Origin of the sequence: Castellaniella sp. (assembly GCF_049671645.1) — a bacterium.
GTDB lineage: Bacteria > Pseudomonadota > Gammaproteobacteria > Burkholderiales > Burkholderiaceae_B > Castellaniella.
On the sequence record NZ_JBATVG010000023.1, the window covers coordinates 210,836 to 234,556 of the forward strand.

Consider the following 23,721-nt stretch of genomic DNA (forward strand, 5'->3'; position numbering starts at 1 on the left):
CCTGGAGCACCGCCGTTGGCGCGGGCCGCTGTTCAATGCGTCGCGCTCACGGCTCGGGGTGTGTAGGCGCCGGCTTGCGGCCCGGATGGGCCAGCATGGCCTGGCAATCGGTGACCTCGGTCGTGCCCGGATTCAACAAGGGCAGCAACGCCGCGAAAGGCGTGGCCACCACGCCCAGAAGCGCCGCCGCACCGGCGCGCAACAGCAGCGGCCCCTTGTAAACGCCCACGTCGGGGTGTGCGAACGTACCGTGCGCGTATAGCGGGGTGCGCAGCGTAAAGACGCGTGCCGACTTGTTCTTGGGCGTCACATCCAGGTTCAGTACCTCGGTGGCCAGGTTGATGGTGCCAGTGATATCGACGACGGCATCGGCGGTGTCCAGCCTGAAGACGCGGGCGCTCATCAGGCCATCGCGCACGCTGAAATCGCTGGCCATGCAATTGAGTACGACCTGGCTGTCGCCGAACAGCTTGTTGATCAGGATATTGGCCACATTCAACCCCGCCGTTTCGAGCAGCAGGCGGCTGATCGTGCCCTTGCTGATCAGGGCGCGCAGATCGCCGTCGGCGTGGCCCAGCAACGCGGCGATGGAGTTGCCCGCGCTGGACAGCTTGGCGTCGCCATGCAGTTCGCCAAAGCTGGCGTTCATGCTCTCGGCGCCCGGAAACAGCCGCTTGAGTTTCAGGTGGCGCGCCGTCAGCGTCATGTCCGCCTTCAAGGGCTTGCTGCGGCCATCGAAATGGATCACGGTGGCCAAGGTGCCGCCGGCCACGCCGAAGTCCAGCGGCTCCAGGCTCAGCTCCCGATCGCTCAGCACGATATGGGTCTGGATGTGGTCCAGCGGTAATGCCTTTGAATGGACGATCTTCTGCCCCGAGAACCGCACGTCGGCATCCATCGTGCCCCAGCTGTCGGTGGAGATCGGATCGACCGGCAACACCTTACCGGCGGGCTGCCGCACTCTAGCTGCAGGCTGCAGCGCTTCCCCTTCGGCAGTGTGAACGGCTTCCAGGCGCCGGGCCTTGCGCGCCGCGGTGTCGACCCCGACCAAAGGGCCCAGGTCCTTAAATCTCAGCAGCGATGACCGCAATTCGCCACTCAACAAGGGGCGCGGCTTGCGGATCCGGTATTCAAGCGTGCCTTCGATGTCGCTCGCGCCGACCTTGCCGCGAAAGCCGGAATACGTCCAGGTTTCATGCCCGGGCTGCAGCGTGCCGATCAGATGGCCCTCGGTGCTGTAGGCAGGGGTATTGGGCAGCACCACCCCCAAGATGGGATACAGGTCGGCCATGGTCGCGCCCTGCAGCTTGAACTGCACGTCCAGCGCCGCCAGGGCTTGCGGACGGGTCACCGAACCCCGTGCCTGGATCAGCGTTTCGCCGATTTTCACATGGGCGTCGATGGGAAAGGGCTGGCTGCCCTGCTGCAGCGACAGAATGCCGCCGGAACTGCCCTGTCCCTGGATAGGCGCGCCGTTATAGCTGCCGCTGAGCTTCCAGCCTAACCCGTAGCCCTCGGGAGTCACTTGCGGCAGGCTGTGCAGGCTCGCCTGCAGGTCGAGCCGATTGGCGACATCGCGCACCCGCACGTCTACGTCCTGCAACTGCAGGCGGCGCAGGTCGAAGCTCCAGTCCGACGCGGACTCGGTGGGCGGGTCCTGCGTCAGGCTCCAGTTGACGGTGCCGTCCCGGGCGCGCTGCAACGAGGCCTGCGCCGCGGTGACTTGCAGGCTCTCGATGCGCGCCACATGGTCGGGCAAGACCCAGGGGTCGACGACAACGACCACATCGCCGGCCTGCAGCAGGCTCTCGTCACCCTGGCTCCATCGCGGATTGCCCACCACCAGGCCCTGGGCCCGGATGCGCGGCAGCGGCAGCCAGCCGCGCCAGCCGGAACGGTCTTGAGGCCAGAACCAGTCCACGGACAGGTCCTGCATCGACACGGGCCGATGCAGCAGCTCGCTGAGCTGGCGATCCAGAGGCGCGCGCACCAGATTCCAGTTGAAGGTCCAAATGGCCGCCACGCAAAGCGCCAGAGCGGCCATCAGCGCCGCCGCCACCCATGTTCCGATTCTTACGTCCCTGCGCATTCTTGCTTCCATGCGAGCTGAGCGACGCGGGCCGCCCACTGTCTCGAATGCTACGTACGATGGACTACCGCCGTACGAACAGAGAGTGATTAAACGTAACCATACTGCCGCGATGCGCAGCGATGGCGCAGCGCCGCCAGCGGCGCGACACCGATGTCCACTTCAGGTGCAACGCCGAACTCCCCGCCATCCGCGGCCAAGACGCGCAATCCCTGCGATCCGGGCAATTACGCCGGCGCGCCCGCCATCTCGGCGGTAATCTGGAGAAACTGGTCGATGTCTTCGGGCGTATGCACATGCAGAGGAGATACCCGCACGCCCCCGCTGATACTGAACGAATCCAGCATCCGTTTTGAATAGATGCTGCTGGCGGTCCGCTGATAGACCAGCACGCCACGCCGCTCGTATTCCAGAACGACTTCCGAAGGATCAAGATCCCCAATGCCGATCATGACGATGAGGTCACGCTTGCTCAGGTCAGGATAATCAAGATACACCTTCACCTTTGGAATATGCCGCAACCCCCGGACCGACCCGCCCCCATCCAGCAACCGCGACAGCAGCGCGCGTTCCTGCAGTTCGATCCGGGTCATCCCGCTCTCGAACAGGTCGCGGCGATCACGGCTATCGGTAAATTGCTCGCCCAGCCAGCAGACATAGGAGACGATTTCGGTCATGGCCGCGAACTGCCAAGGCGTGCCGCTGCCCAGGCCCCAGAAATTGGCATCCTTCCCGTGGAGCTTGTGGTGCGGCAATACAGCAGCCCGATCCGACAGCCAGGCCATCCCCGAGCCACGGGCTCCAAAAAACTTGTACGGCGCAATATTGATGCCGTCCACCGGTGTGCGCTGCAGGTCGATGAGGCCATGAGGCGCGTGCTGGACGGCATCGACAAGAATGTAAAGATCCGGTTTGATGGCACGCGCCCGCTGGACGACCGCTTCCAGATCCAGCTTCGCACCCGAAATATTGGATGCGCAGATCACATTGAGCACGCAGGTGTTCTGGTCGACCAAGCGCACGATCTCGTCCACGTCTATGCCCCCGGTATGGGGGTTGCTCCGCGCGACCCGCAATTCCTTGCCCGATCGTTGGGCATACAGGGACATCGCATCAAAAACCGAAGGATGCTCCAGCACGGTAGTCACCATATTGGTCCCGGGAACGCTCTCCGAGACGGCGCGCACCATGTCGAACATGACCGACGACGCCGTTTGGGACGCATGAATGCTGCCGCCTTTCGCGTTCAGCATGCAGCGGAAATCCGCCTCTCCCCTCGCCTGGACATCTTGCAGGTGGCGCGCCACGGTATGGACACGCTCTATATTGTCCGGGATCGCATCCAGCTCGACCATGCGGTCGAGCACGGACTTCAAGCGAAAAGCGCCGCCGGCATTGTCAAAATACAAACGCTTCTGCCCCGCATGGTCATGATCCACCTGATGAAATCTGCTTTTTATCTCGGACGCCAGATATTCAGAAAAAAACTGATCTTGGAAAGAAGGCATAAGAAGCTCTTGAAAGGATTTCCCGGAATTCCGGGAATTATGAAACTGATGCAAATTCAGTGAAAGAGAGATTTTTATATCCAAAATAATGAATTAAAGCGATCCATGAGCCCGCCCATCAGCCAGAACCCGTCAGCCGGCCGGCGAGGCAAGCATATAAAAGATCACCACAGTCTTTCACAGCCTTCAGGGAACACTCCACCCTCCCGGTCCGGATGGAAAAACCAGGCATTTGAAACGCGGAAACCAAGCTTTGAATTAAATATATTCCGGCATGGAATATTTATTCATATGTGGAAATCAAACCCCTGTTTCTCAAAAAAATTATTTTCAAGAAAAATAAAACCTGAAGTTAATTCAATTCCGTATTCTTGGATTTTTGCGCGATACGTCCGAATCGATCTGATCGATGCCTACCTCACGCAATCAAGGTCGGCAACCAGGCGATCAAGGCGGGGAACACAGCCATGACCAGCACAAAAATCACCATGATGAAGAAAAACGGCAGGGTCGCCACGGCGATACGCGACATCTTTTCGTTCGTCAGCCCCTGGATCACGAACAAATTCATGCCCACGGGGGGAGTGATCTGCGCCAGCTCGATCACGATGACCAGAAAGATGCCGAACCAGACCTTGTCGTAACCGGCGGCCAGGATCAGAGGCACCACGATGGGCAGCGTCATCACCAGCATGGACATGCCCTCGAGAAACATGCCCAGCACGATATAGACCAGCAGCAGAAAAATCACCAGCTGGATGGGGCTCAGCTGCATGGCATGTATCTTGGCCGCAATGGCCTGGGGCAGGCCCAGAAAACCCATGGAGACAGAGAGAAAGCCGGCGGCGCCGATGATCAGGCCCAACATGCTGACGGTGCGCGCGCAGCCCATGCAGGCGTCCTTGACCGTTGCCCAGGACAACGAACGTTCGAAAGCCATGATCACGCAAGTCGCGGCCACGGCCACCGAAGCGGCCTCGGAGGGGCTGGCCCAGCCAGCGTACATGGACCCCAGCAGCACCGCCATCAAGACGAAGAACGGCAACAGAGCGGGCAAGCCCTGGATGCGGATGCGCCACAGTTCCGCGCGCGTCGTGACTGGCGCCTCGATTTTGGGCAGGAACAACGAGCGGACGGCCAGAAATCCCATGAAGCAGGCGGCCAGCACCAAGCCGGGCACGATGCCTGCGGCAAACAGCTTGAGGATGGACGTCTGCGTCAGCACCCCGTAGATGATCAGGATGATGCTGGGGGGGATCAAAAAGCCGAGTGTCCCCGCGCCCCCCAGGGAACCGAGCGCAACGGAACGGTTGTAGCCGCGCTTTTCCAGCTCGGGCAGCGTAATACGTCCGATGGCCGAGGTCGTGGCCGCGGAAGAGCCTGAAACCAGGGCGAACAGCGTACAGCCCAGCACGTTGGTGTGCAGCAGGCCGCCGGGCAGATTGCGCACCCAGGGTTCCAGGGACGAGAACAGATTGCGCGTGAAGGTCGAGCGATACAGCAACTCGGCCATCAGGATGAACAAGGGCAAGGCGACCAGTTCGGGGGAAGTGAGCGTGTTCCAGATCGACTGGGCCAGCAGATTGTCCACAGGCATGGAGCGAAACAGGTATAGATTGCCGATGGCAACCCCCATCAGGCTCAGTCCGATCCAGGCCCCCGCGCCCAACAGGCCGAACAACAAAATGATCGTGGTGATGATTGGCATGGGTTCTCCAGTCTCGGGCAATCAATCGGTGGTCAGGACCGCTTGGTGCTCGTTCAACTCCGCCGGGCGGCCCGTCGCAGCCTGAAACAGCCGCAAGGCCAGCTGAACGCTCAGCAGGACGGAGCCGACAGCCACCAGCGAAGCCGGATACACCAGGGGGATATCGTTGGTGGTCCCGGACGTGCGGCCGCTGACGCCATAGCGCCAAGCCAGCGACACCAGGGCATAGCTCAGGAACACCGAGACCAGCAGGCCCGCAAACGTGCTGATGAGTTCGAAGCGGCGCGGGTTGGCCGACTGAAACAACGTGACGCGGATATGCCCGCCGCTGCGCAGGGTGAATGCCGCGGCCAGGAATATGGCCACGATATGCAGGTAGGCGGCGATTTCCCAGACGATGCTCAGGCTGGTGTTCAGCAGATTGCGGCTGAGAATCTCGCTGATCTGCAAGGCGGCGATGATGAAGATGAGCAGGCCTGCCAGGTACCCCAACCCCCGGGAAAACCGGTCCACCATCCGACTCAGAATATCCATGTGTGTCTCCCTCTAGGCCCGCGTCGGGGCTCAACGCTTCTGGTAGGCATCCACCACGGCCTGAGCTTTCGGGCCCAGCTTGGCGATGGTGTCGTTGCGGATCGTGGCCGCCTTGTCGCGCAACTGAGCGCGCATCGCGTCGCTCAACGAGCCATTGACCATGCCGTGCCCGGCCAGCTTGCCCATCATGACCTTGTCATTGGCATCGGCCTTGTCCCAGAACTCCGGCTCCAGGCGCCGAGCGACCTCGGCGATGGCCTTGCGGTCTTTCTCGCTCAGGTTGTTCCAGGCATCCAGGTTCACGCTGATGACGTCGGTGTTCCAGGTCTGGCGGGTGGGGTAGCCATATTTCAGCAGCTCCCAGAACGAGCCATCCACGGCCGAGGGCGAAGACGTCGCCACTGCGTCTATGGTGCCGGCCGCCAGCGCGGGAACCACGTCGCTCCAGGGCAACTGGACCGGGCTCATGCCGATCGCCCGGAAAATCGCGGTCGAAGAACGGTCGTACGAGCGGATCTTCACGCCTTGCAGATCATCCAGCGACTTCACTTCTTTCCGGGTGTAGATCTGCTGCTGCGGCCACGGGATGCGGAACAGGATCTTCTGATTGTTGGCGGCGTAGATTTCATCCAGCAAGGGCAGATAGGCCTTGCCAAAATCTTTCAGTCCTTGAAAGTCGTCGATCATGAACGGCAGGGATTCCAGCCCCAGCAAGGGATTGAAACCCACTTGCTGGTTCAGCAGCATGTCGCCGATGGGCACCAGCCCATCGCGCACGGCGCTCAGCATCTCGGGGCCCTTGAAGCCCAGCGCGCCCGAGGGATGCAGGGTGATCTGCACCTCGCCGCCCGTGGCCTGCTTGACCTCGTCGGCGAACTGCCCCACGTATTTGACGATGTAATTGCTTTCGGGCCAGGCCAGGGGCAGATCCCAGCTGGTCGCGGCCTGGGCGCTGACGCCCGTCAGCATGCCCAGGGCAGCCGCGGCAACAAAGGTCTTGATTCGGGTCGGTATCATCATGATGTCTCCAAAGTCATAGTGATCAGCCATGTGCTCATGGTCTGTTTTGCCTGCCTCACAGGCTCCGAAGCCTGCCCTGGCGGGCACCGCGGGTCATGCCGTATCGGCGGGCTGCGGCCCGCCGATGGATCGATGCTGTGGACACGACTCGACAGATGAACCGGCCTGCATTTCTCCACGCCCAGATCCTTTTCAGGAATTCTAGGGAAAATGGAGTATTCATTAAAGAGATAAATAGTTATAATTAATCATCTCTTTTATTCATAATAAAAAAGAATAGAACCTGATGGGAAAAAGGAATGGATCATGGCCATGGTGTCTTTCAAGCAGCTTGAAGCGCTGTACTGGATCGCCGAACTGGGCACGTTCGAAAAAGCGGCCGCCCGGCTGTGCACCACTCAATCAGCCGTTTCCAAACGCATCCAGGAGCTGGAGAGCATAAGCGACATTGAAGTGTTCGACCGTTCCCAGCGCGGCGCACGGCTCACCGAGAAAGGCGAAGAACTGCTGCTGCTGGCCCAACAGATCCTGGGCTTGGGAGAGCAGATCCTGCATCTCAAAAGCCAGCGTGCGCATCCCGCCAGGAAACTCAAGCTGGGGGTGACCGAACTCACCGCCTGGACCTGGCTGCCCCGATTGGTCGCCGCCCTGCAAGCCCACTACCCCAAAATCATCATCGAGCCCGAAGTGGACATGAGCCGCGCCCTCTTCGATCGGCTGCGCGAAGGCTCCGTGGATCTCATCATCGTGCCCGAGACCTTTCGCGATCACGACATCGCCGCGGTACATCTGGCCTCGGTGGAAAACATCTGGATGGCTCGACCCGGATTGATCAAGAAACGCAACCAGGCCTTGCGCCTGGACGAACTGGTACAGCATCCCATCCTCGCGCAAGGCTCGCGCTCGGGCTCAGGCCTGCACTTCAACCGCTGGCTCAAGGGGCAGGGAGTGGGGATCTCCCGCCTCATCTCCAGCGACAGCCTGAACGCCATGCTGGGCCTGACCGTGGCCGGCCTGGGGGTCAGCTATTTCCCGCGCGCCTGCTTCCAGCCCCTGGTCGACGCCGGCAAGCTGGAGATCATTCCAGTCACCCCGGCGTTGCCCCCCGTCCCCTATGCGGCCATGTACCGCTCCGACCGCCCCTCTGCCTTCATCGAAGAAAGCGTGGAGATCGCCAAGGGAACCTGCGATTTCTCGCGCCAATTGCAAAGCTGACCACTCACATCATGTCCGAACCTCATCCCCCTACGGGCCATGGCGCTCTCCAATGCACCCGCCAAGGCGAATACGCCGTGCTGTGCGACGCGGGCATCGCCGGCGACCCCGTCGCCCGGCCGGACCTGCAGCGGCGCGTCTGGGCCGTGTCCCTGCACCTGGGCGCCTGCGCGGACGTGCTCGAAGTCGTGCCGGGAATGAACAACTTCCTGGTGATCTTCAGACACATGCCGCTGGACCTCGACGTCGTCCGTCAACGCATGGAACACGCCTGGCGCACAATCCAGTCCGGCAATCCGCACAGCCGCGAAGTCATCGTCCCTGTGCGCTACGGCGGCGCATACGGTCCCGATCTGGACTCGGTGGCCCGGCACGCAGGCCTGGCTCCGGAGGAATACGTGCAACGACACGCGGCTGGCCACTACGTCGTCTACGCCCTTGGCAGCCAGCCCGGCTTTGCCTACCTGGGCGGCCTGAACCCCGGACTGGCCGTGCCGCGCCGCTCCTCGCCAAGACCCAAGGTCGAGGCCGGCGCCATCATGATAGGCGGCAGCCAGACAGGCATTCAGTCCCGCACCACACCTTCGGGATGGCACGTCATCGGCCAGACGCAGCTCGAATGCTTCGATGCCGCTCAGTCTCCACCCGCCTTATTCGCGCCCGGCGATACCGTGCGCTTCCAAGTCCAGGAGCTGTGCACATGATCACGGTGACACGAGCTGGCTATGCGACTTCCGTACAGGACCTGGGGCGCCTGGCCTACCGCCACCTGGGAGTGGGTTTAAGCGGCGCCATGGATAATCTGGCCCTGTCGATCGCCAACCTGATGCTGGGCAACCCCGTCGATGCGGCAGGCCTGGAGATCACACTGGGCAATGCCAGCTTTGCCTTCAGCGCGGACACCGAGATCGCCCTGACGGGCGCATGCACACACGCCACACTGGACGGCCAGACCCTGCCGAACTGGTGGGCCTGCAGTGTGCGGGCCGGCCAGACCCTGCGGCTGGGAGAAACACAGACCGGAGTACGCAGCTATCTGGCGGTGCGCGGCGGCATCGCCGCAGCCCTCGCGCTGGGCTCGGCTTCCACCGACCTGAAAGGCGGTTTTGGCGGCCACCAAGGCAGGGTGCTCAAACGCGGCGATCAACTGCCCCTGCATGACAGCCCGCCGCTGCGCCGACCGAATCCCGGCCTTGGCCTGTGCCCCTGGCTGCTGGACCCGTACGACCTTGCCTCGGATGCCGAGGCGCCTACGGAACCGGTGGTCCACATCCTGCCAGGCCCGCAGTGGGCCGACATCGCGGCGGAGGCACGCCATGTGCTGACAGGGACGGCCTGGGCAGTATCAGCGCAAAGCAACCGCGTAGGCTGCCTGCTGGAAGGGCCCGAAATCCCCCTGCTGAAACGCCGTGAAATGCGTTCGCACGGCATTATGCCGGGCGTGGTGCAGCTGCCGCCTTCGGGACGTCCCATGGTGCAGCTGTGCGATGGCAACACCAGCGGAGGCTATCCGGTCATCGCCACCGTGCTGCAGACCGACTTGCACCGCTTCGCGCAGCTGCGCCCCGGGGAATGCGTGCGATTCAGCCTGTGCGACCCCGCCCAGGCCTGGACCCGGCATCAGAAACACGAAAAATTCCTGGACGAAATCGCCATGCGCTGCGAACTTGCCCGCCAGCGTTTCAGCTAAGCCCCCCCCGCTTCGACAAACGTCCGCAACAGAGAGAGAAAGGAGCCGACTTGAAAAGCATAGACCTCAACGCCGATCTGGGCGAAGGCTTCGGCGATTACGCCATGGCCGATGACGCCGCCCTGATGGCACTGATTACTTCGGCCAATATCGCCTGCGGTTTCCACGCCGGCGATTTCACCACCATGGCGCGCACCGTGGCCCTGGCGGCGCAGCACGGCGTACATATAGGTGCTCACATCGGTTACCCGGACCGCCAGGGCTTCGGGCGGCGCCACGTCGCCTACACGCCCGTCGAAATCGCCCGCATGTCGCTGTACCAGCTCGGCGCGCTGGACGCTTTCGCGCGGCAGGCCGGCCTGCGCCTGAGCCATGCGAACTTCCACGGCGCCTTGGGCAATCTGTGCTTTGCCGACGAAGACATCGCCTGCGCCGCCTTGTCGGCATTCAAGGACTTCGATCCCGCCCTCAAATTCGTCATCCCGCCACACACGGCGGCGCACAGGGCGGCCCAGGCGCTGGGCATCGATGTCGTGGCCTCGTTTCTCGCCGACCGCGCCTACACCCCGGAGGGCTTGCTGGTCAGCCGCGGCACCCCCGGCGCGGTCATCCATGATCCGGACGCCATATGCCGCAGGGTGCGGCGGGTGCTGCTGGAGGGCGAGGTCGTAGCCATCGACGGCACCGTCCTGAAAATGCCGGCAGATTCGATTCTGGTGCACGGGGATACGGCGGGGGCGCTCGAGATCACCCGCAAAATCCGGCAGACGGTAGAGGATGCCGGATTCGAACCGAGGGGCTTCGGGCCGGACAGGCGCGGCTAGCCAGCTGCTGGACCGAAGGCTTGTCAAGGCTTTTGACAGGTCTTTTTTCCTTTCCGGCCCCACCCCGGGTACCCCGGCATATGCTTCGATCCGCGATCACAGTATGCTTGACGCACAGCCCGGAGCCAACTCTATATTCCCATGCGGAAAAAAACCTACACGCCCGATGCCAACTTCATCGATCTCCTCATCGATGCGGTGTTCGCGGTCGATATCGACGCGCGCGTGGTGTTCGCCAGCGCCGCATGCGAACGCATCTTCGGCTACACCCCCGAAGAGATGGTCGGGATGAATATGTTCGACATCATGCTGCCGGAGGATCGTGAACGAACCCGGCAATCCGTGACCGAGATCATGGCCGGCCGCCCCCAGCTTCACTTCGAGAATCGCTATGTGCGCAAGGATGGGCAAATCGTCCATCTCATGTGGGCGACACGCTGGTCGCCCACCGATCAAGTGCGGATCGGCGTGGCGCGCGACATCACCGAGCGCAAGCACGCCGAATCGATCCAGACCTCGCTCTACGCGATCTCCGAAGCTTCTCACGGGGCCGAGGATCTGCTCACGCTGATTCAGCGCATCCACCGGATCGTCGGCACATTGCTTCCGGCCGACAACTTTTCCGTCGCGCTATACGATCAGAGAACGGGATTGTTGAGCTTTCCCTATTACGCGGACGAGTACGACCGCAAGCCCGAACCCTACAGACCACAGGCCGGGACGCTGTACGAGAGGATCCTGCAAAGCGGCCAGCCGCTCCTGCTGCCACGAGAAACAGTCGTTGCGGATGAGCCGGGCATTCATGTCGGCCCGAGCCCGCTGTGCCAATTGGGCGTTCCTCTCAAATCGCATCGCGGCACCATCGGTGTGCTGATGCTGAAAAGCTATCCGAACGGCGTGTGCTACAACGAAAAAGACCAGGAATTGCTGCAGTTCATCTCCACCCAGATAGCCACCGCCATAGAAGGCCAGCGCATGCAGGCCCGGCTTCAGCACATGGCGCAATACGATCAACTGACCGGACTGCCCAATCGCGGGTTGCTGGATGACCGGCTCAAGACGGCTCTGTCGATAGCGCGGCGGGCACAAGAGCGGCTGTCCGTGCTTTATCTCGACCTGGACCGGTTCAAACCGGTCAACGACACACTGGGCCACAGCGTGGGCGACCTGCTGCTGCAGGAAGTCGCCTGCCGCCTGCAGCAGTGCGTGCGCGAATCGGACACCGTGGCGCGCATCGGCGGCGATGAGTTCGTGATCCTCCTTCAGCGTGTGCCTGCGCCCGGACATGCCGCGGCGGTCGCGGAAAAAATCCACGACGTCATGAGTCGACGGTTCACGCTGGATGGCCACACCCTGACCATCACGCCCAGTATCGGGATTGCGCATTACCCCGAGGACGGCGAACTTGCGCAACAGCTCCTCAAGCATGCCGACCAGGCCATGTACCGGGCGAAATATGAAAAGAAACTGAAGACGGGCGACGTATGACAGCAAGACAAGACACGGACCTGGACAACGCCAGCACCGCCATCGCGCGCGTACTCGCGGGCAGCCTGCAGGTGCTGGCATTTCCCAGCGCAAGCCACGTCTACAACCCGCTGATCTATATGTGGTCGGCGCACCGCGAATACTTGCAGCGGTACGGCGCCCGGACGGGCCGGATACTGCTGGTGGGCATGAACCCCGGCCCCTGGGGCATGGCCCAGACCGGCGTCCCCTTTGGAGAGGTCTCCGTAGCGCGCGACTGGCTGAAGATCGAAAAGCCCTTGGACGGACCGCTGCCGGAGCAGCACGAAAAATATCCGATTGCCGGCTTTGCCTGCCGCCGCAGCGAAGGCAGCGGGGATCGCTTCTGGGCTTGGGCGCAGCGGCGCTTTGGCAGCCCGGACCGATTCTTCCAGGACATCTTCGTCTGGAACTACTGCCCCTTGCTGTTTCTGCGCAATAACCGCAACCTGGTCCCCGAACAATTGCACAAGGCCGAACGCGAACCCTTGTTCGGCATCTGCGACGCGGCGCTGGGCGCCGTGATTCACGCCATCCGGCCACGGGCAGTCATCGGCATCGGACGCTTTGCCCTCGGCCGCGCGCAGGCCGTCACGAGCGCCGGCATACCGACCGCCTACCTGCTGCACCCCAGCCCGGCCAATCCCACGGCCAATCGAGGCTGGGCGGACAGCGCCGATCAGACCCTGGCCCCCTGGCTGTGACGGCCCGGCGGTGCCGCCGCCGAACCGCGGCCGGCCATGCCGCCTGCGCAGCCTAAGGCTCGATAGTCAGAAACTTCAAGCGCAGCAGCGCGTCCTTGGCGAGTTCGACGACCGATTCCATCTGCTGGTTGTGCGACGCCGTCAGATAGGAAATATAGAATTTCGCCGGCGCGATCGGAGGATCGCACGGGAGAGTGCGCACCACCCCCATCGTGAGCATCTCCTTCAACAGCGGCAGAGGCAGGATCGCAATGGCGTGTCCGGCGGCCGTCAGCCTGGCGATCAAGGCCAGGGAATTGCTGGTGCTCAGCGAATGCGGCTGCGTGCCGCCGCTGCCGAGCCAGCTCTCCACCACCGCATGCAAGGTGGAGGGGGCCGAATGGGTCGCGATGTTCAGGCCACGCGCATCCCGGGGACGGAAGGGGTTCGCCGAAATCGGCATCGAAGAGGACGCGACCCAAGCGAAAGGCATCCCGCCGATGAAACAGTCCGTAATGTCCGGTCCTGTCGAGGGATTGGTCAGCAATGCCATGTCCAGCTCTTTGGCGTTCAGCTTCCGGTTCAGCACGGAGCCCACGTCGACCGTGATTTCCAGTTCCAATGACGGGAAGTGCTCTTTGATGTGCGCGATGACCTCGGTCAGCCCCACCGTGGCGGAACACTCGTCGGCGCCCAGCCTGAGCTTGGTCGCGTCGTCGCGCCCCTTCCGGAAATGCTCCAGCTGGCGGCTGCTATGCAGGGCCTGCTCGGCGTGCCGAAGCGCGGCCATGCCGGTCTCCGTCAGCGTCATCCGCTGCCCTGTCCGCTCGAACAGTTTCGCCTCCAGGGCGCTTTCCAGTTCGCGGATGCGCGCGGAGATCGCCGGCTGGGAAAGGTGCATGTGCCGCGCAGCGGCATGCGTGCTGCCGAGATGGGCCGCCCAATAGAACGCCTCAAGCTGACTTAGGGTTATCCGCATGATAAGAATATCTTTTCAAGTCGACGGAATTCGTGATTATTAAGAACAATAAGCTGCATGATATTCTGAACTTGCCAATTATAAATGTGATTTATTTTAATAAAAGTGACACTTCCAGCATGTATTTAATTCACCCCTTGCCCGCTCCGATTCCGGCCACGGAACTAGCATACCTTGCTCGCGCCGAGCCGGCGAACATCGGCCACTTCCGTTCCAGCGGATTTATGGATAGCGAAATACGCAGCCACGACAAGGGCATCAAAGTGGCGGGCACGGCCGTCACCGTGCAAATGCCGGGCACGGACGGGGGCATTATGCATTACGCAATGGGCTGCGTGCGCAAAGGCGACATCCTCGTGATAGACCGCTGCGGCGAATCCACCACGGCGGCATTTGGCGGCGCCATGGCTTTCGCGGCGGCGCAGGCAGGCGTGGCGGCCCTGATCGTCGACGGCAAAGTCACGGACCTGGGAGAATTACGCCAGTATGGCGTTCCCGTATGGTCCCGCGGCCCTTCCGTGGTGACGACCCGGGTGCTGGAACAGGACGGGACGTTCTGCTGCGCGATCAGCTGCGGCGGCGTATCCGTCCATCCGGGCGACGCGGTGCTCGCCGATGAAAACGGTGTCCTGGTGCTGCGCCCGGATGAAATCCGCGCCGAGGCGAAAAAGGCGATCGAATTGCAGGAAAAAGAAAAAATCACATTGAGCAGGCTTCGAGCAGGAGAACGTTTTCCTGATATTGTCGGATCTCGTTTCGCGATTGAAAGAAATTCGATCATCGCTGATTCAAGGATATTATCCGCCTGATAAAAATAGAGATCTGGATTATGTGTTTTTCCCCGAGGAGGTTGTGATGAGGAAGATTGTTTGTGGTTTTGTACTGGCTGCGATGCATTTTGGCGTCGCCGCGGCTGAATTGCCCGAAACCCACTTCAAAGTGGTCGGCGGAGGCAGTCACAATTACACGTTTGGCGCCGTCGAGAAGCCCTTCTGGGGCAAAACGCTGCCGGAAGCTTCCGACGGCCGCGTCACCGCGGATCTCACCGGACTGGCCGAAAGCGGCTTGAAAGGCCCCGAGGTCATCCGCCTGATGCGCTCCGGCGCGCTGGACATCGGCATGGGCGTGTTCGCCTACGTCAGCGGAGACGACGCGATGTTCGAAGGCATTGACCTGCCCGGCATGGCGCCCGACATTGACGCGGCCTACAAGATTGCGAAGGCGTACAAGCCCGTGCTGGACAAACGCATGCTGGACCGCCATGGCATCAAGCTGCTGGCGACCGTCGCTTACACGGCCCAGGTCTTCTTTTGCCGCGAACCCGTCAATCAACTGAGCGACCTGAAGGGCCGCAAGATCAGAACCCGCGGGCGCAACATGGCCGACTACGTCAGCGCATTGGGCGCGAACCCCGTCACGATCCCGTTCGCCGAAGTGGTGACCGCGCTGCAGACCGGGGTGATCGACTGCGCCGTCACGGGCATCGGCTCGGGCAACGCCGCAAAATGGTACGAAGTGGCCAACAACCTCTATAACCTGCCCATCGACTGGTCTGTCGGTTTCTACGGCATCGGCATCAAGCGCTGGCAGAAACTGGACCCCGCCGTCCGGGCGCTGATGGAACGACAGTCACAAACGCTCGAGGACAGGCTGTGGGAGGAAACCAAGCGCGAGAACGAATACGCGCTGGCCTGCAACACGGGCGAAGGCGAGTGCCAGATCCACACCAAGGCAAACATGCACGCTGCAGCGCCCAGCGTCCAAGAGCGCGAGGAACTGCGCGGCATCGCACAGAACATCGCCAAGCAGTGGGGTGAGCGCTGCGGCGCCGACTGCGTCCGCGAATGGAACGAAACGGCAGGAGTCGCGGCAGGCGTCACCATCCAATAAACCATCAGACGACAAGCAAGCAGGCCATGACCATCCGATCTACATCCCCCTCGTTGCAAGCGCTGAATCGAATCGCCGGTTTCGGCTCCTGGATCGGCGGCTTCGGCCTGCTGCTGTCGTCCCTGTACATTGCCGTGGACCTGATCTGCCGGAAGTTCTTCGGCTGGTCCATCGGAGGCGCGGACGAGATCGCGGGCTACGTTCTTGCCGGCGTCAGCGCCTGGGCCTTCCCGATCGCGCTGTTGCGACGTTCGCATATCCGGGTGGATGTGCTTTATGTGCACGCTCCGCGCGCCCTGCGAACGGCGATGGACCTGTTCGCCCTGGCGTGCCTGGCGGTATTCATCGGATTGCTGACTTATCAGGCCTGGCTGGTGCTGGAAGATTCCATTTCCTTCAAAGCCATATCAAACACCCCCCTGCAAGTGCCTCTATGGATTCCTCAATCCATCTGGTTCGCGGGCTATGTGTTCTTCATCGTCACCATCACCTGCCTGCTCATGATCTCGCTCGCCCTCCTGATCCGCAAGCGGGCCGGCGACGTTGGGAAGCTGATCGGCATCAACTCCGTCGAGGAAGAGATCAGTGAAGAGGTCAGGCCCGACCTCAACGAGCCCGACACCCGCGCGGCGACCGACCTGAAGGTATAGAGACCCCTATGTTGTCTGTGACCGTAACCCTGCTGCTCGGCCTTCTGGCCTTGAGCGTGACCGCCGCCGCCAGCGTCGGAATCCTCGGCATTGCGCTGGCCGAACTGTATTCCCCTTTGTCCCTGACAAACGCGCTGGGCGAACTGGCCTGGGGATCCAGCGCCGAATTTCTGCTGGTCGCCATCCCGCTGTACGTGCTGATGGGAGAACTGCTGGTCAGCTCGGGCGTGGCCGGGAAAATGTACGGCGCAGTTTCAAAATGGGTCTCATGGTTGCCCGGCGGATTGATGAACGCGAACATCGGCGCCTCCGCCCTGTTCGCCGCAACCAGCGGATCGAGCGTGGCGACCGCCGCCACGATCTCGACCCTGGCTTTGCCCGAGCAGAGGAAATCCGGGTACGGAGCCCCTTTGTTCCTGGGCTCCATCGCCGCCGGCGGGACTCTGGGCATCCTGATTCCGCCCTCCATCAACATGATCGTCTTTGCCCTGATCGCCAATGTGTCGGTCCCCAAGCTGTATCTGGCCGCCACCATACCCGCGCTGATCCTGACGAGCCTTTTCGTCCTGTTGATCGTCTGCGCCTGCCTGATCCGGCCCAGCCTGGCCGGCGCCCGCCTCAGCGTGACGCGAAAAGAGCGGATCCAGAGCCTGCCGCACCTGCTGCCCCCCCTGGCGATATTCGGACTGGTGATTGGCGTGATCTACGGAGGCATCGCCACGGCCAGCGAATCCGCCGCCCTGGGCGTGATCGCGGCATTGGCGCTGGCAGGCTACAAAGGGGCGCTGACCATCGCGATGCTGCGCCAGGCATTCGAATCCACCATGCGCACGACGGGCATGATCGTCCTGATCACGCTGTCCGCATTTTTCCTGAATTTCGTCCTGTCTTCCATCGGCCTGACGACGATGCTGGTCGACTTCGTCACCGGCCTGTCCCTGTCCCCCCTGGGGACCATGCTGGCGATCATCGTGTTCTATCTCATCCTGGGTTGTTTCATGGACACCCTGGCGATGCTGGTCACCACGGCTCCCCTGACCGTGCCCATCGTCGTCGCGATGGGGTTCGACCCGGTGTGGTTCGGCGTCGTCATGATTCTGCTCTGCGAGATGGGGCAACTGACGCCGCCCTTCGGCATGAACCTGTTCGTGGTCCAAAGCATCCGGGCGGAAGGTCAATTCATCGACGTGGTGTACGGAATCCTGCCGTTCTGCCTGGCGTTGCTGCTGATGCTGGCGCTGATGCTGATGTTCCCGGAACTGGCGCTGTGGCTGCCGTTTCATGTGGCCGTCTCGTGACGTTCCCCAGGTAATGGGCCGGATGCCCATATTTCAACTATGCGAGGAGATTCACGCGTGACCGTTTCCAATCTGAAAACAGTACCGCTGGCATGCAACATGCCGGACGACGCCGATTTTTCCCCCTATGGAAGAATCGTCCAGTATTCCCATGAAAGCCCGGCGAACCTCAAGTCCGGTTCGGTGGAGTCATGGCTCCTGCCTTTCGAATCCGCCTCCCCCGCGCACATCATGTTCAATCGGTATCACAACAACGACCGGCGGTTTTCCGTGATGGAGAAGCATCTGGACGTGACACAGTGCTTCTTCCCCCTGGGAAACACGCCGTTCATCATGGTCGTGGGCGTGGAATCACAAGGCAATCAGCCTTTTTCCGTCGATGACGTGAAGGCTTTTTATATTCGGGGCGACCAGGGCGTATTGCTGTGGCGCAATGTATGGCATTCCCTGGCCCGATTCGCCGTCGGATCCGACCATATAGATCTGGCCTTCATCACGGACCGGAGCACCCAGGACGAAATCGAAAGCAGCCTGGCGGGCGGCGAAGCACCGTCGCGGACGCTTTTCACCGACTTCAAGAATACCGACGAGATTCAATTCCTGGTCCGGGACCCCTTGTGACAGACCTATTTTCTTTCCTCAACGGGGTCATTCTCAGATATGTCATCACACGACATACATCTTGAAAATGAAGTGGCGTATGAAATCAGAATGCCCAGCAATACATTCATAAGTATCAGTTAACTATCTGTTTAAGCGCTCAGAAGAACTAAGGCATTCCGTCACATTCATATTTACTTATACGATGACGTATCACAACACCTGATAGACATCAAGCAGAAATTTTTCGGGAGACAAATGTTGGATCAGAACCCACAACCACAGGCCCACGCCGCCCACGGCCTTTCAAGGCGGCTCTCAGGACTCTTCAAGGTCATTCTTGGAGGCAGCGTCTTCATTATCACCGCCCTGATATTCCTGAATGTCGTCCTTCGCTACTGGTTCAATTCAGGCGTGTTTTTTACCGAAGAACTGTCCGAACTCCTGTTCGTCTGGATGGTATTCCTGGGCGCACTCATCGTCCTGAGGGAAGGCGCCCATATCGGCGTCGACCTGGTGGTCAGCCGCCTGAACCCGCCGGCGCGAAAAATCACCGCATTGATTGCCAACCTGCTGATGCTGGGCATCACCCTGCTGATGCTGAAAGGCGGCATCGTCCAGCTGAAGATCAACTGGGACGTCAAGACGCCTGCGAGCGGATTTCCCATGTCCGCATACGTACTGTCGATCGTCTTCTTTTCCGCATGCGCATCCTTGATCTTGATCCACAACATCATCCGGTGGAGGTCCGCGGGGCACAACAACGCCGCCGTAGGCTCCGATACCGCAATCTGAACAATCATCGATCATGACAATCATCCTGTTCATATCCTCTCTCCTGGCCACCATGGCAATAGGGATGCCGATCGCCTACGCGCTTTTGGCTTGCGGCGTAGTACTGATGTGGCACATAGGGCTGTTTGACGGACAGATCCTGGCCCAGAACATTCTGTCCAGCGCCGGCAGCTTCCCCTTGCTGGCAATCCCTTTATTCATTCTCGCGGGCGAGGTCATGAATAATGGCGGCCTGTCCCGGCGCATCATCAATCTCGCTATCGCCATGTTCGGCCACTTGCGCGGCGGACTGGGATATGTCGTCATATTCGCCGGCGTAATCCTGGCCAGCCTGTCCGGCTCGGCGCTGGCCGACGCGGCCTCACTGACCGCCCTGCTGCTGCCGATGATGGTGATGGCCGGATACGACAAGTCCAAGGCCGGCGGCCTGATCGCCGCATCGTCTGTCCTGGGCACCATCATCCCGCCCAGCATCGGCTTCATCATTCTGGGGGTCGCATCCGGGCTGTCCATCACGAAGCTCTTTCTCAGCGGCATCGTCCCCGGCATCCTGATCGCGATCGCGCTCAGCGCAACCTGGTGGCTGAGTTCCCGTCGCAGCACGATCGCGCTCAGCCCGAAAGCGTCCACCGGACAACGCGTCAAGGCGCTCGTAGACAGTTTCTGGGCGCTGCTGCTGCCGGTGATCATCGTCGTGGGCTTGCGATTCGGCGTGGTGACGCCCACGGAGGCCGGCGCGGTCGCCGCGATATACGCCTTGCTCGTGGCAACCGTCATCTATCGGGAACTCAAGCTGACGGATCTCGTGAACATACTGTTCCAGACAGCGAAAACGACGGCTGCGGTCATGTTCCTGGTCGCCGCGGCCGCAGTGCCCGCATGGATGATTTCTCTGGCCGACATTCCGGGCCAGATCATCGGGCTGATCGAGCCGCTCATGAATCATCCCACGCTGCTGGTCGCCGTGATCATGCTGCTGATGATCCCGATCTCCATGACGATGGATCTGACGCCCAACGTCCTCGTCCTTTCCCCGATCTTCGTGCCGATCGTGAAAGCCGCCGGCGTCGATCCGATCTATTTCGGCGTTCTCTTCATGATCAATTGCTCCATCGGCTTGATCACGCCGCCTGTCGGCACGGTCCTGAACGTCGTGTGCGGGGTCGGGAAATTGAAGTTCGAAGACCTCGTCAAGGGCGCATTCCCGATGATCATCGCGCAATTCCTGGTGCTCGCGCTGCTGGTCATTTTCCCGGATCTCGTGCTGGTGCCCGCCAGCTGGTTCTTTTAATTGAATTTTTTCAGATAAGCAGTCTTTTAGACCACAACAAGTGCATGGAGTACACAATGAAAAAACTGGCTTTTGGCCTGGCCTTGATTGCCGCCTCCCTGATCAGCCATGGCGCCGCCGCGGCGGAATATCGCTCTCATACCGTGAAGTTCGCGGTCACGACCCCATCGGGAACCCCGCCCGTCCAGGGGATGGAGATCTTCGCGAAGAAGATGGAAGACAGGAGCGGCGGCAAGATCAAGATCAAGCTGTTCCCCAATGGCGTGCTGGGGGGCGACGCGCAGGTTCTGGCATCCCTCCAGGGGGGCGTCATCGAGATGATGATGTGGAACGCGGGCAACCTGATCTCCCAGGTGCCTGACTTCGGCCTGCTGGACTTGCCCTTCCTGTACACCGACCTCAAGCGAGTCGATGCCGTGCTGGACGGAGAAGTCGGCAATGCCCTCATGGCAAAGCTTCCGGAACGCGGCGTGGTCGGGCTTGCATTCTGGGAACTGGGCATGCGGCAACTGACGAACAACGCGCGGCCGGTGGAGAAGTACGAGGATCTGGCAGGCATGAAGATCCGTGTCCAGCAGTCTCCCCTGATCGTGGATACGTGGGCCGCCGTCAAGGCGAATCCGACGCCCTTGCCGTTCACGGAACTGCATACGGCGCTGGAAACCGGGACGGTCGATGGCCAGGAGAATCCGGTATCCCTGATCTACGCCTCCAAGTTCAACGAAATCCAGAAATACCTGTCGATCACCAACCACAACTACAACGCCCACCTCCTGATGATCTCCAAGTCGTTCTGGGACAAGCTGAACGACGACGAGAAAAAGCTGTTCAAGGATGTCGCGATGGAAGTCCGCCTCGAAGAGCGCGCGCTTTCCCGCGACAACGACCGGAACATCATCCAGAAACTGAAGAGCTCCGGGATGCAGGTGAACCAGGTCAGCAACGAGGAAATCATCCGATTCCGCGAAAAACTGCGCCCGGTGATTCTCGAATACAGCAAGAAGTTCGACCAGGACCTGGTGGACAAAACCTTCCAGATCGTCGGCTTCAGCAAAGACTGAATCCGACCGCCAGGGCCGCCTCTGTTCCGAAGCGGCTCTGGCGGCGGCGTGTTTCCTGCGCACGCAAGCGCACACGCTCTTCATACCTATTACTTCAAGGCGGCAGCATGGCTTTTTTCTATGGCAGTTTGAACGACAGATCCCCGGCGCCCATGTCTTCGGGCGGGCAGATCGACACGGCAACCCTGTTGCGGGAGGCGGCGTCCATCAATCAGTCCATTGAGGCGCTCGCGCACGTCGCCCTCGCCTCCGAGGTCCCGGTTCATCCCGCCACGGACGGTCTGCTGCGGGGCGTGCCGCTCGTCGTGAAAGATCTCATCGACGTGGATGGGATGCCTACGCGCATGGGCAGCCGCGCCATCCGCAGGACGCCGCAGCGCAATGCGGCAGTGATCGACAGTCTGCTCCAGGAAGGCGCCGTCGTCATCGGGAAAAGCCACACTACCGAATTCGCGATGAGCGGCTGGGGCCGGGGGCCCCTGGGCCGCCCCTTGAATCCCGTCGACGGGCAGGACCGCTATTTTTCGGGCGGGTCCAGCAACGGATCGGCTTCCGCCGTCGCATGCGGGCTGGTTCCCTGCGCCATCGGCACAGATACGGGCGGATCGATCCGCATCCCCTCGTCCTGGTGCGGAATCACCGGGCTGAAAGGTTCGCCCGGCTGGGTCAGCACTAAAGGCGTCGCCCCGCTGAGCCAATCTTTCGACACGGTAGGCCCCATGGCGCGCACGGCCGCCGACGCCGCAACCCTGTTTCGCGCCATGCTGCCGCGATACCGCCGCATGGCATTCGAGCAGGCTCTCGAGCAGGCCGCGCAGCAGCCTTTGCCGCATCTCCGTTTTTTTGACGACGACAGCCTCGGCACGCTGGACGAGTCCGTGAGGTCGGCGTACCTCGATAGCCGGGCGCGCTGTGAAGACCTTGGATTCACGACTGAATTGTGCAAGACGCCCTGCCGGTTCGACGACATGGCGGACACCTGGGCGGACATTTCTTCGATCGAAGGCTATCTGAACAATCGGGAAATCGCCGAAAACCCGGCTTCGGACCTGGACGACGTCGTTCGCAACGCCCTGCTGCAAGGAAAGCGCGCGCCGCTGAGCGAGTACTTCGCTTTGCTGAATAAAGCCCGACTGCACCGGCAAGGCATGGAATCCATGCTGGCGCCAGGCTGCCTGATCGTCATGCCGACCACCAGCACCCCCGCTGTGGAGCTGAACGGATTCGACCCGGAGCGCACGCTCGGCATTTACACGCGCTTCGTCAATCTGATCCAGGGATGCTCAATCGCGCTTCCGAACGGACTGAGCCCGCGGGGTCTTCCAACCTCGATGCAGTTTGTCGGGGCCTACGGCCAGGATGCGTCCATTGTCCACGCAGCACTGGTGTGGCAGAAACATACGGATTGGCATGAGCGGATCCGCGCGCGACACCAGCAGCACATGCAGGAACGCCTTCGGTCGCAGCATGCCTGAACGCCGCCCGCGACGCGGCTCTTCGAACAGATAGCGATCCAGACACAGACGAGGTCTCAATGACACAGAACCACAGAATTTCCCTGAAGGAAAAAATGCGCCGCGAAAACGCGCTCCTGTACGGGATGAACATATACAGCGGATCCAGCCCGGTCGTGGAAATCGCCGGCTCATACGATCTGGATTTCCTGTTCATCGATACCGAACACACGGCGCTGGGCATCGACGAACGCCTGGAAAGGCTGGTGCTTTCATCCAAGGTTGCCGGCGTGGACGCTCTGATTCGGGTATCCGGGGTGGTCGAGGCTGAAATACGTAAAGTTCTTGAGTTTGGCGCAACCGGGGTGATCATCCCCAGAGTCGACAATGCGGACCAGATGAAAAGAATCATCCAGGCCAGCAAATTCCCAGGACAAGGACGTCGCGGAGGAGACAGTTCCGTGCGGTCCGCATCGTACGGCGCCCCCGGCTTCGATTGGAAGACGTACTGCCAAAGCGAGAACGACAGGACAGTGATCGTGCCCATGGCGGAAAGCTACGAATTCTTCGAAAACATCGATGAGATTCTCGATGTGGATGGCATCGATGCCGTTCATTTCGGCCCTGCGGACTACTCGCTGTCCAGGAATCTCCCCATAGACTACAAGATGCGGCACCCCGAAGTGCGCGAAAAGCTGGCGCTCCTGATCAGCAAATGCCGTCCCCGGGGCATCCGCGTCATGGTCCCCTGTTTCCCTCCCGATCAAGAGCAAGCGGCTGAATTGGCCGCCATGGGATGCGACATGCTGCTCATCGGCAGCGACATCTACTGGATGAACGCGGCCGGGAAAAACGTGGAATCGATTCGCGCGGATCTTGACCGTCTCCGCGCATGACCTCAGCCCCCTTCGCACATTTGCCATGAA

22 protein-coding genes are annotated in these 23,721 nt (G+C 61.2%); 16 read left to right on the forward strand and 6 right to left on the reverse strand.

Annotated elements, in window-relative coordinates:
• Nucleotides 1-46 precede the first annotated feature (46 nt).
• The 5 genes from WBG56_RS12015 to WBG56_RS12035 form a co-directional block, all read right to left on the reverse strand.
• Nucleotides 47-2,089, reverse strand: a complete 2,043-nt coding sequence (locus WBG56_RS12015) for an AsmA family protein (protein ID WP_424268590.1) — start codon at nt 2,087-2,089, stop codon at nt 47-49.
• Between the two features lie 227 nt (nt 2,090-2,316).
• Nucleotides 2,317-3,597: an aminotransferase class V-fold PLP-dependent enzyme gene (locus WBG56_RS12020; protein WP_424268592.1), complete on the reverse strand. Its 1,281-nt coding sequence runs from the start codon at nt 3,595-3,597 to the stop codon at nt 2,317-2,319.
• A gap of 418 nt (nt 3,598-4,015) precedes the next feature.
• The gene (locus tag WBG56_RS12025; RefSeq protein ID WP_424268594.1) at nt 4,016-5,305 is read right to left on the reverse strand and encodes a TRAP transporter large permease; all 1,290 of its coding nucleotides are present in this window, start codon (nt 5,303-5,305) and stop codon (nt 4,016-4,018) included.
• A gap of 21 nt (nt 5,306-5,326) precedes the next feature.
• Nucleotides 5,327-5,839, reverse strand: a complete 513-nt coding sequence (locus WBG56_RS12030; RefSeq protein WP_424268596.1) for a TRAP transporter small permease subunit — start codon at nt 5,837-5,839, stop codon at nt 5,327-5,329.
• A 30-nt stretch (nt 5,840-5,869) separates the two neighbouring features.
• Nucleotides 5,870-6,859, reverse strand: a complete 990-nt coding sequence (locus WBG56_RS12035) for a TRAP transporter substrate-binding protein (protein ID WP_424268598.1) — start codon at nt 6,857-6,859, stop codon at nt 5,870-5,872.
• Nucleotides 6,860-7,165: 306 nt separating this feature from the next.
• On the opposite strand from WBG56_RS12035, the gene WBG56_RS12040 reads away from it, so the two are divergent.
• From WBG56_RS12040 to WBG56_RS12065, 6 genes are all read left to right on the forward strand, one after another.
• Nucleotides 7,166-8,074 (forward strand): LysR family transcriptional regulator, encoded by a 909-nt coding sequence (locus WBG56_RS12040; RefSeq protein WP_424268600.1) that lies wholly within the window; start codon nt 7,166-7,168, stop codon nt 8,072-8,074.
• Between the two features lie 11 nt (nt 8,075-8,085).
• Nucleotides 8,086-8,778 (forward strand): 5-oxoprolinase subunit PxpB, encoded by a 693-nt coding sequence (gene pxpB / locus WBG56_RS12045; RefSeq protein WP_424268602.1) that lies wholly within the window; start codon nt 8,086-8,088, stop codon nt 8,776-8,778.
• The gene (locus WBG56_RS12050) at nt 8,775-9,764 is read left to right on the forward strand and encodes a biotin-dependent carboxyltransferase family protein (RefSeq protein ID WP_424268604.1); all 990 of its coding nucleotides are present in this window, start codon (nt 8,775-8,777) and stop codon (nt 9,762-9,764) included. Before pxpB ends, WBG56_RS12050 begins: the two co-directional genes overlap by 4 nt.
• Nucleotides 9,765-9,814: 50 nt before the next feature.
• On the forward strand, nt 9,815-10,588 hold the full coding sequence (locus WBG56_RS12055; RefSeq protein ID WP_424268606.1) for a LamB/YcsF family protein: 774 nt from the start codon (nt 9,815-9,817) through the stop codon (nt 10,586-10,588).
• Between the two features lie 141 nt (nt 10,589-10,729).
• A complete protein-coding gene (locus tag WBG56_RS12060; RefSeq protein WP_424268608.1) occupies nt 10,730-12,076 on the forward strand; it encodes a diguanylate cyclase domain-containing protein in 1,347 nt (448 codons plus the stop codon).
• On the forward strand, nt 12,073-12,798 hold the full coding sequence (locus WBG56_RS12065; protein ID WP_424268610.1) for a uracil-DNA glycosylase family protein: 726 nt from the start codon (nt 12,073-12,075) through the stop codon (nt 12,796-12,798). Before WBG56_RS12060 ends, WBG56_RS12065 begins: the two co-directional genes overlap by 4 nt.
• A gap of 52 nt (nt 12,799-12,850) precedes the next feature.
• Here WBG56_RS12065 and WBG56_RS12070 read toward each other — a convergent pair whose 3' ends face one another.
• Entirely contained in the window at nt 12,851-13,756 is a 906-nt protein-coding gene (locus WBG56_RS12070) for a LysR family transcriptional regulator (protein WP_424268612.1), read from the reverse strand.
• 32 nt (nt 13,757-13,788) lie between these two features.
• On the opposite strand from WBG56_RS12070, the gene WBG56_RS12075 reads away from it, so the two are divergent.
• The 10 genes from WBG56_RS12075 to WBG56_RS12120 all read left to right on the forward strand — a co-directional run bounded on the left by WBG56_RS12075 (nt 13,789) and on the right by WBG56_RS12120 (nt 23,691).
• Nucleotides 13,789-14,565, forward strand: coding sequence for an RraA family protein (locus tag WBG56_RS12075; RefSeq protein ID WP_424268614.1), 777 nt, complete (start codon nt 13,789-13,791; stop codon nt 14,563-14,565).
• Nucleotides 14,566-14,611: 46 nt separating this feature from the next.
• Nucleotides 14,612-15,646, forward strand: a complete 1,035-nt coding sequence (locus WBG56_RS12080; RefSeq protein ID WP_424268616.1) for a TRAP transporter substrate-binding protein — start codon at nt 14,612-14,614, stop codon at nt 15,644-15,646.
• A 26-nt stretch (nt 15,647-15,672) separates the two neighbouring features.
• Nucleotides 15,673-16,296, forward strand: coding sequence for a TRAP transporter small permease subunit (locus tag WBG56_RS12085; protein WP_424268618.1), 624 nt, complete (start codon nt 15,673-15,675; stop codon nt 16,294-16,296).
• An 8-nt stretch (nt 16,297-16,304) separates the two neighbouring features.
• The gene (locus WBG56_RS12090; protein WP_424268620.1) at nt 16,305-17,594 is read left to right on the forward strand and encodes a TRAP transporter large permease; all 1,290 of its coding nucleotides are present in this window, start codon (nt 16,305-16,307) and stop codon (nt 17,592-17,594) included.
• Between the two features lie 57 nt (nt 17,595-17,651).
• A complete protein-coding gene (locus WBG56_RS12095) occupies nt 17,652-18,215 on the forward strand; it encodes an ureidoglycolate lyase (RefSeq protein WP_424268622.1) in 564 nt (187 codons plus the stop codon).
• Between the two features lie 237 nt (nt 18,216-18,452).
• The gene (locus WBG56_RS12100; protein ID WP_424268624.1) at nt 18,453-18,989 is read left to right on the forward strand and encodes a TRAP transporter small permease; all 537 of its coding nucleotides are present in this window, start codon (nt 18,453-18,455) and stop codon (nt 18,987-18,989) included.
• A gap of 13 nt (nt 18,990-19,002) precedes the next feature.
• Nucleotides 19,003-20,280, forward strand: a complete 1,278-nt coding sequence (locus WBG56_RS12105; RefSeq protein ID WP_424268626.1) for a TRAP transporter large permease — start codon at nt 19,003-19,005, stop codon at nt 20,278-20,280.
• A gap of 56 nt (nt 20,281-20,336) precedes the next feature.
• Nucleotides 20,337-21,341, forward strand: a complete 1,005-nt coding sequence (locus WBG56_RS12110) for a TRAP transporter substrate-binding protein (protein ID WP_424268628.1) — start codon at nt 20,337-20,339, stop codon at nt 21,339-21,341.
• Nucleotides 21,342-21,448: 107 nt separating this feature from the next.
• A complete protein-coding gene (locus WBG56_RS12115; RefSeq protein ID WP_424268630.1) occupies nt 21,449-22,816 on the forward strand; it encodes an amidase in 1,368 nt (455 codons plus the stop codon).
• A 59-nt stretch (nt 22,817-22,875) separates the two neighbouring features.
• Nucleotides 22,876-23,691: an HpcH/HpaI aldolase family protein gene (locus WBG56_RS12120; RefSeq protein ID WP_424268632.1), complete on the forward strand. Its 816-nt coding sequence runs from the start codon at nt 22,876-22,878 to the stop codon at nt 23,689-23,691.
• Nucleotides 23,692-23,721 lie beyond the last annotated feature (30 nt).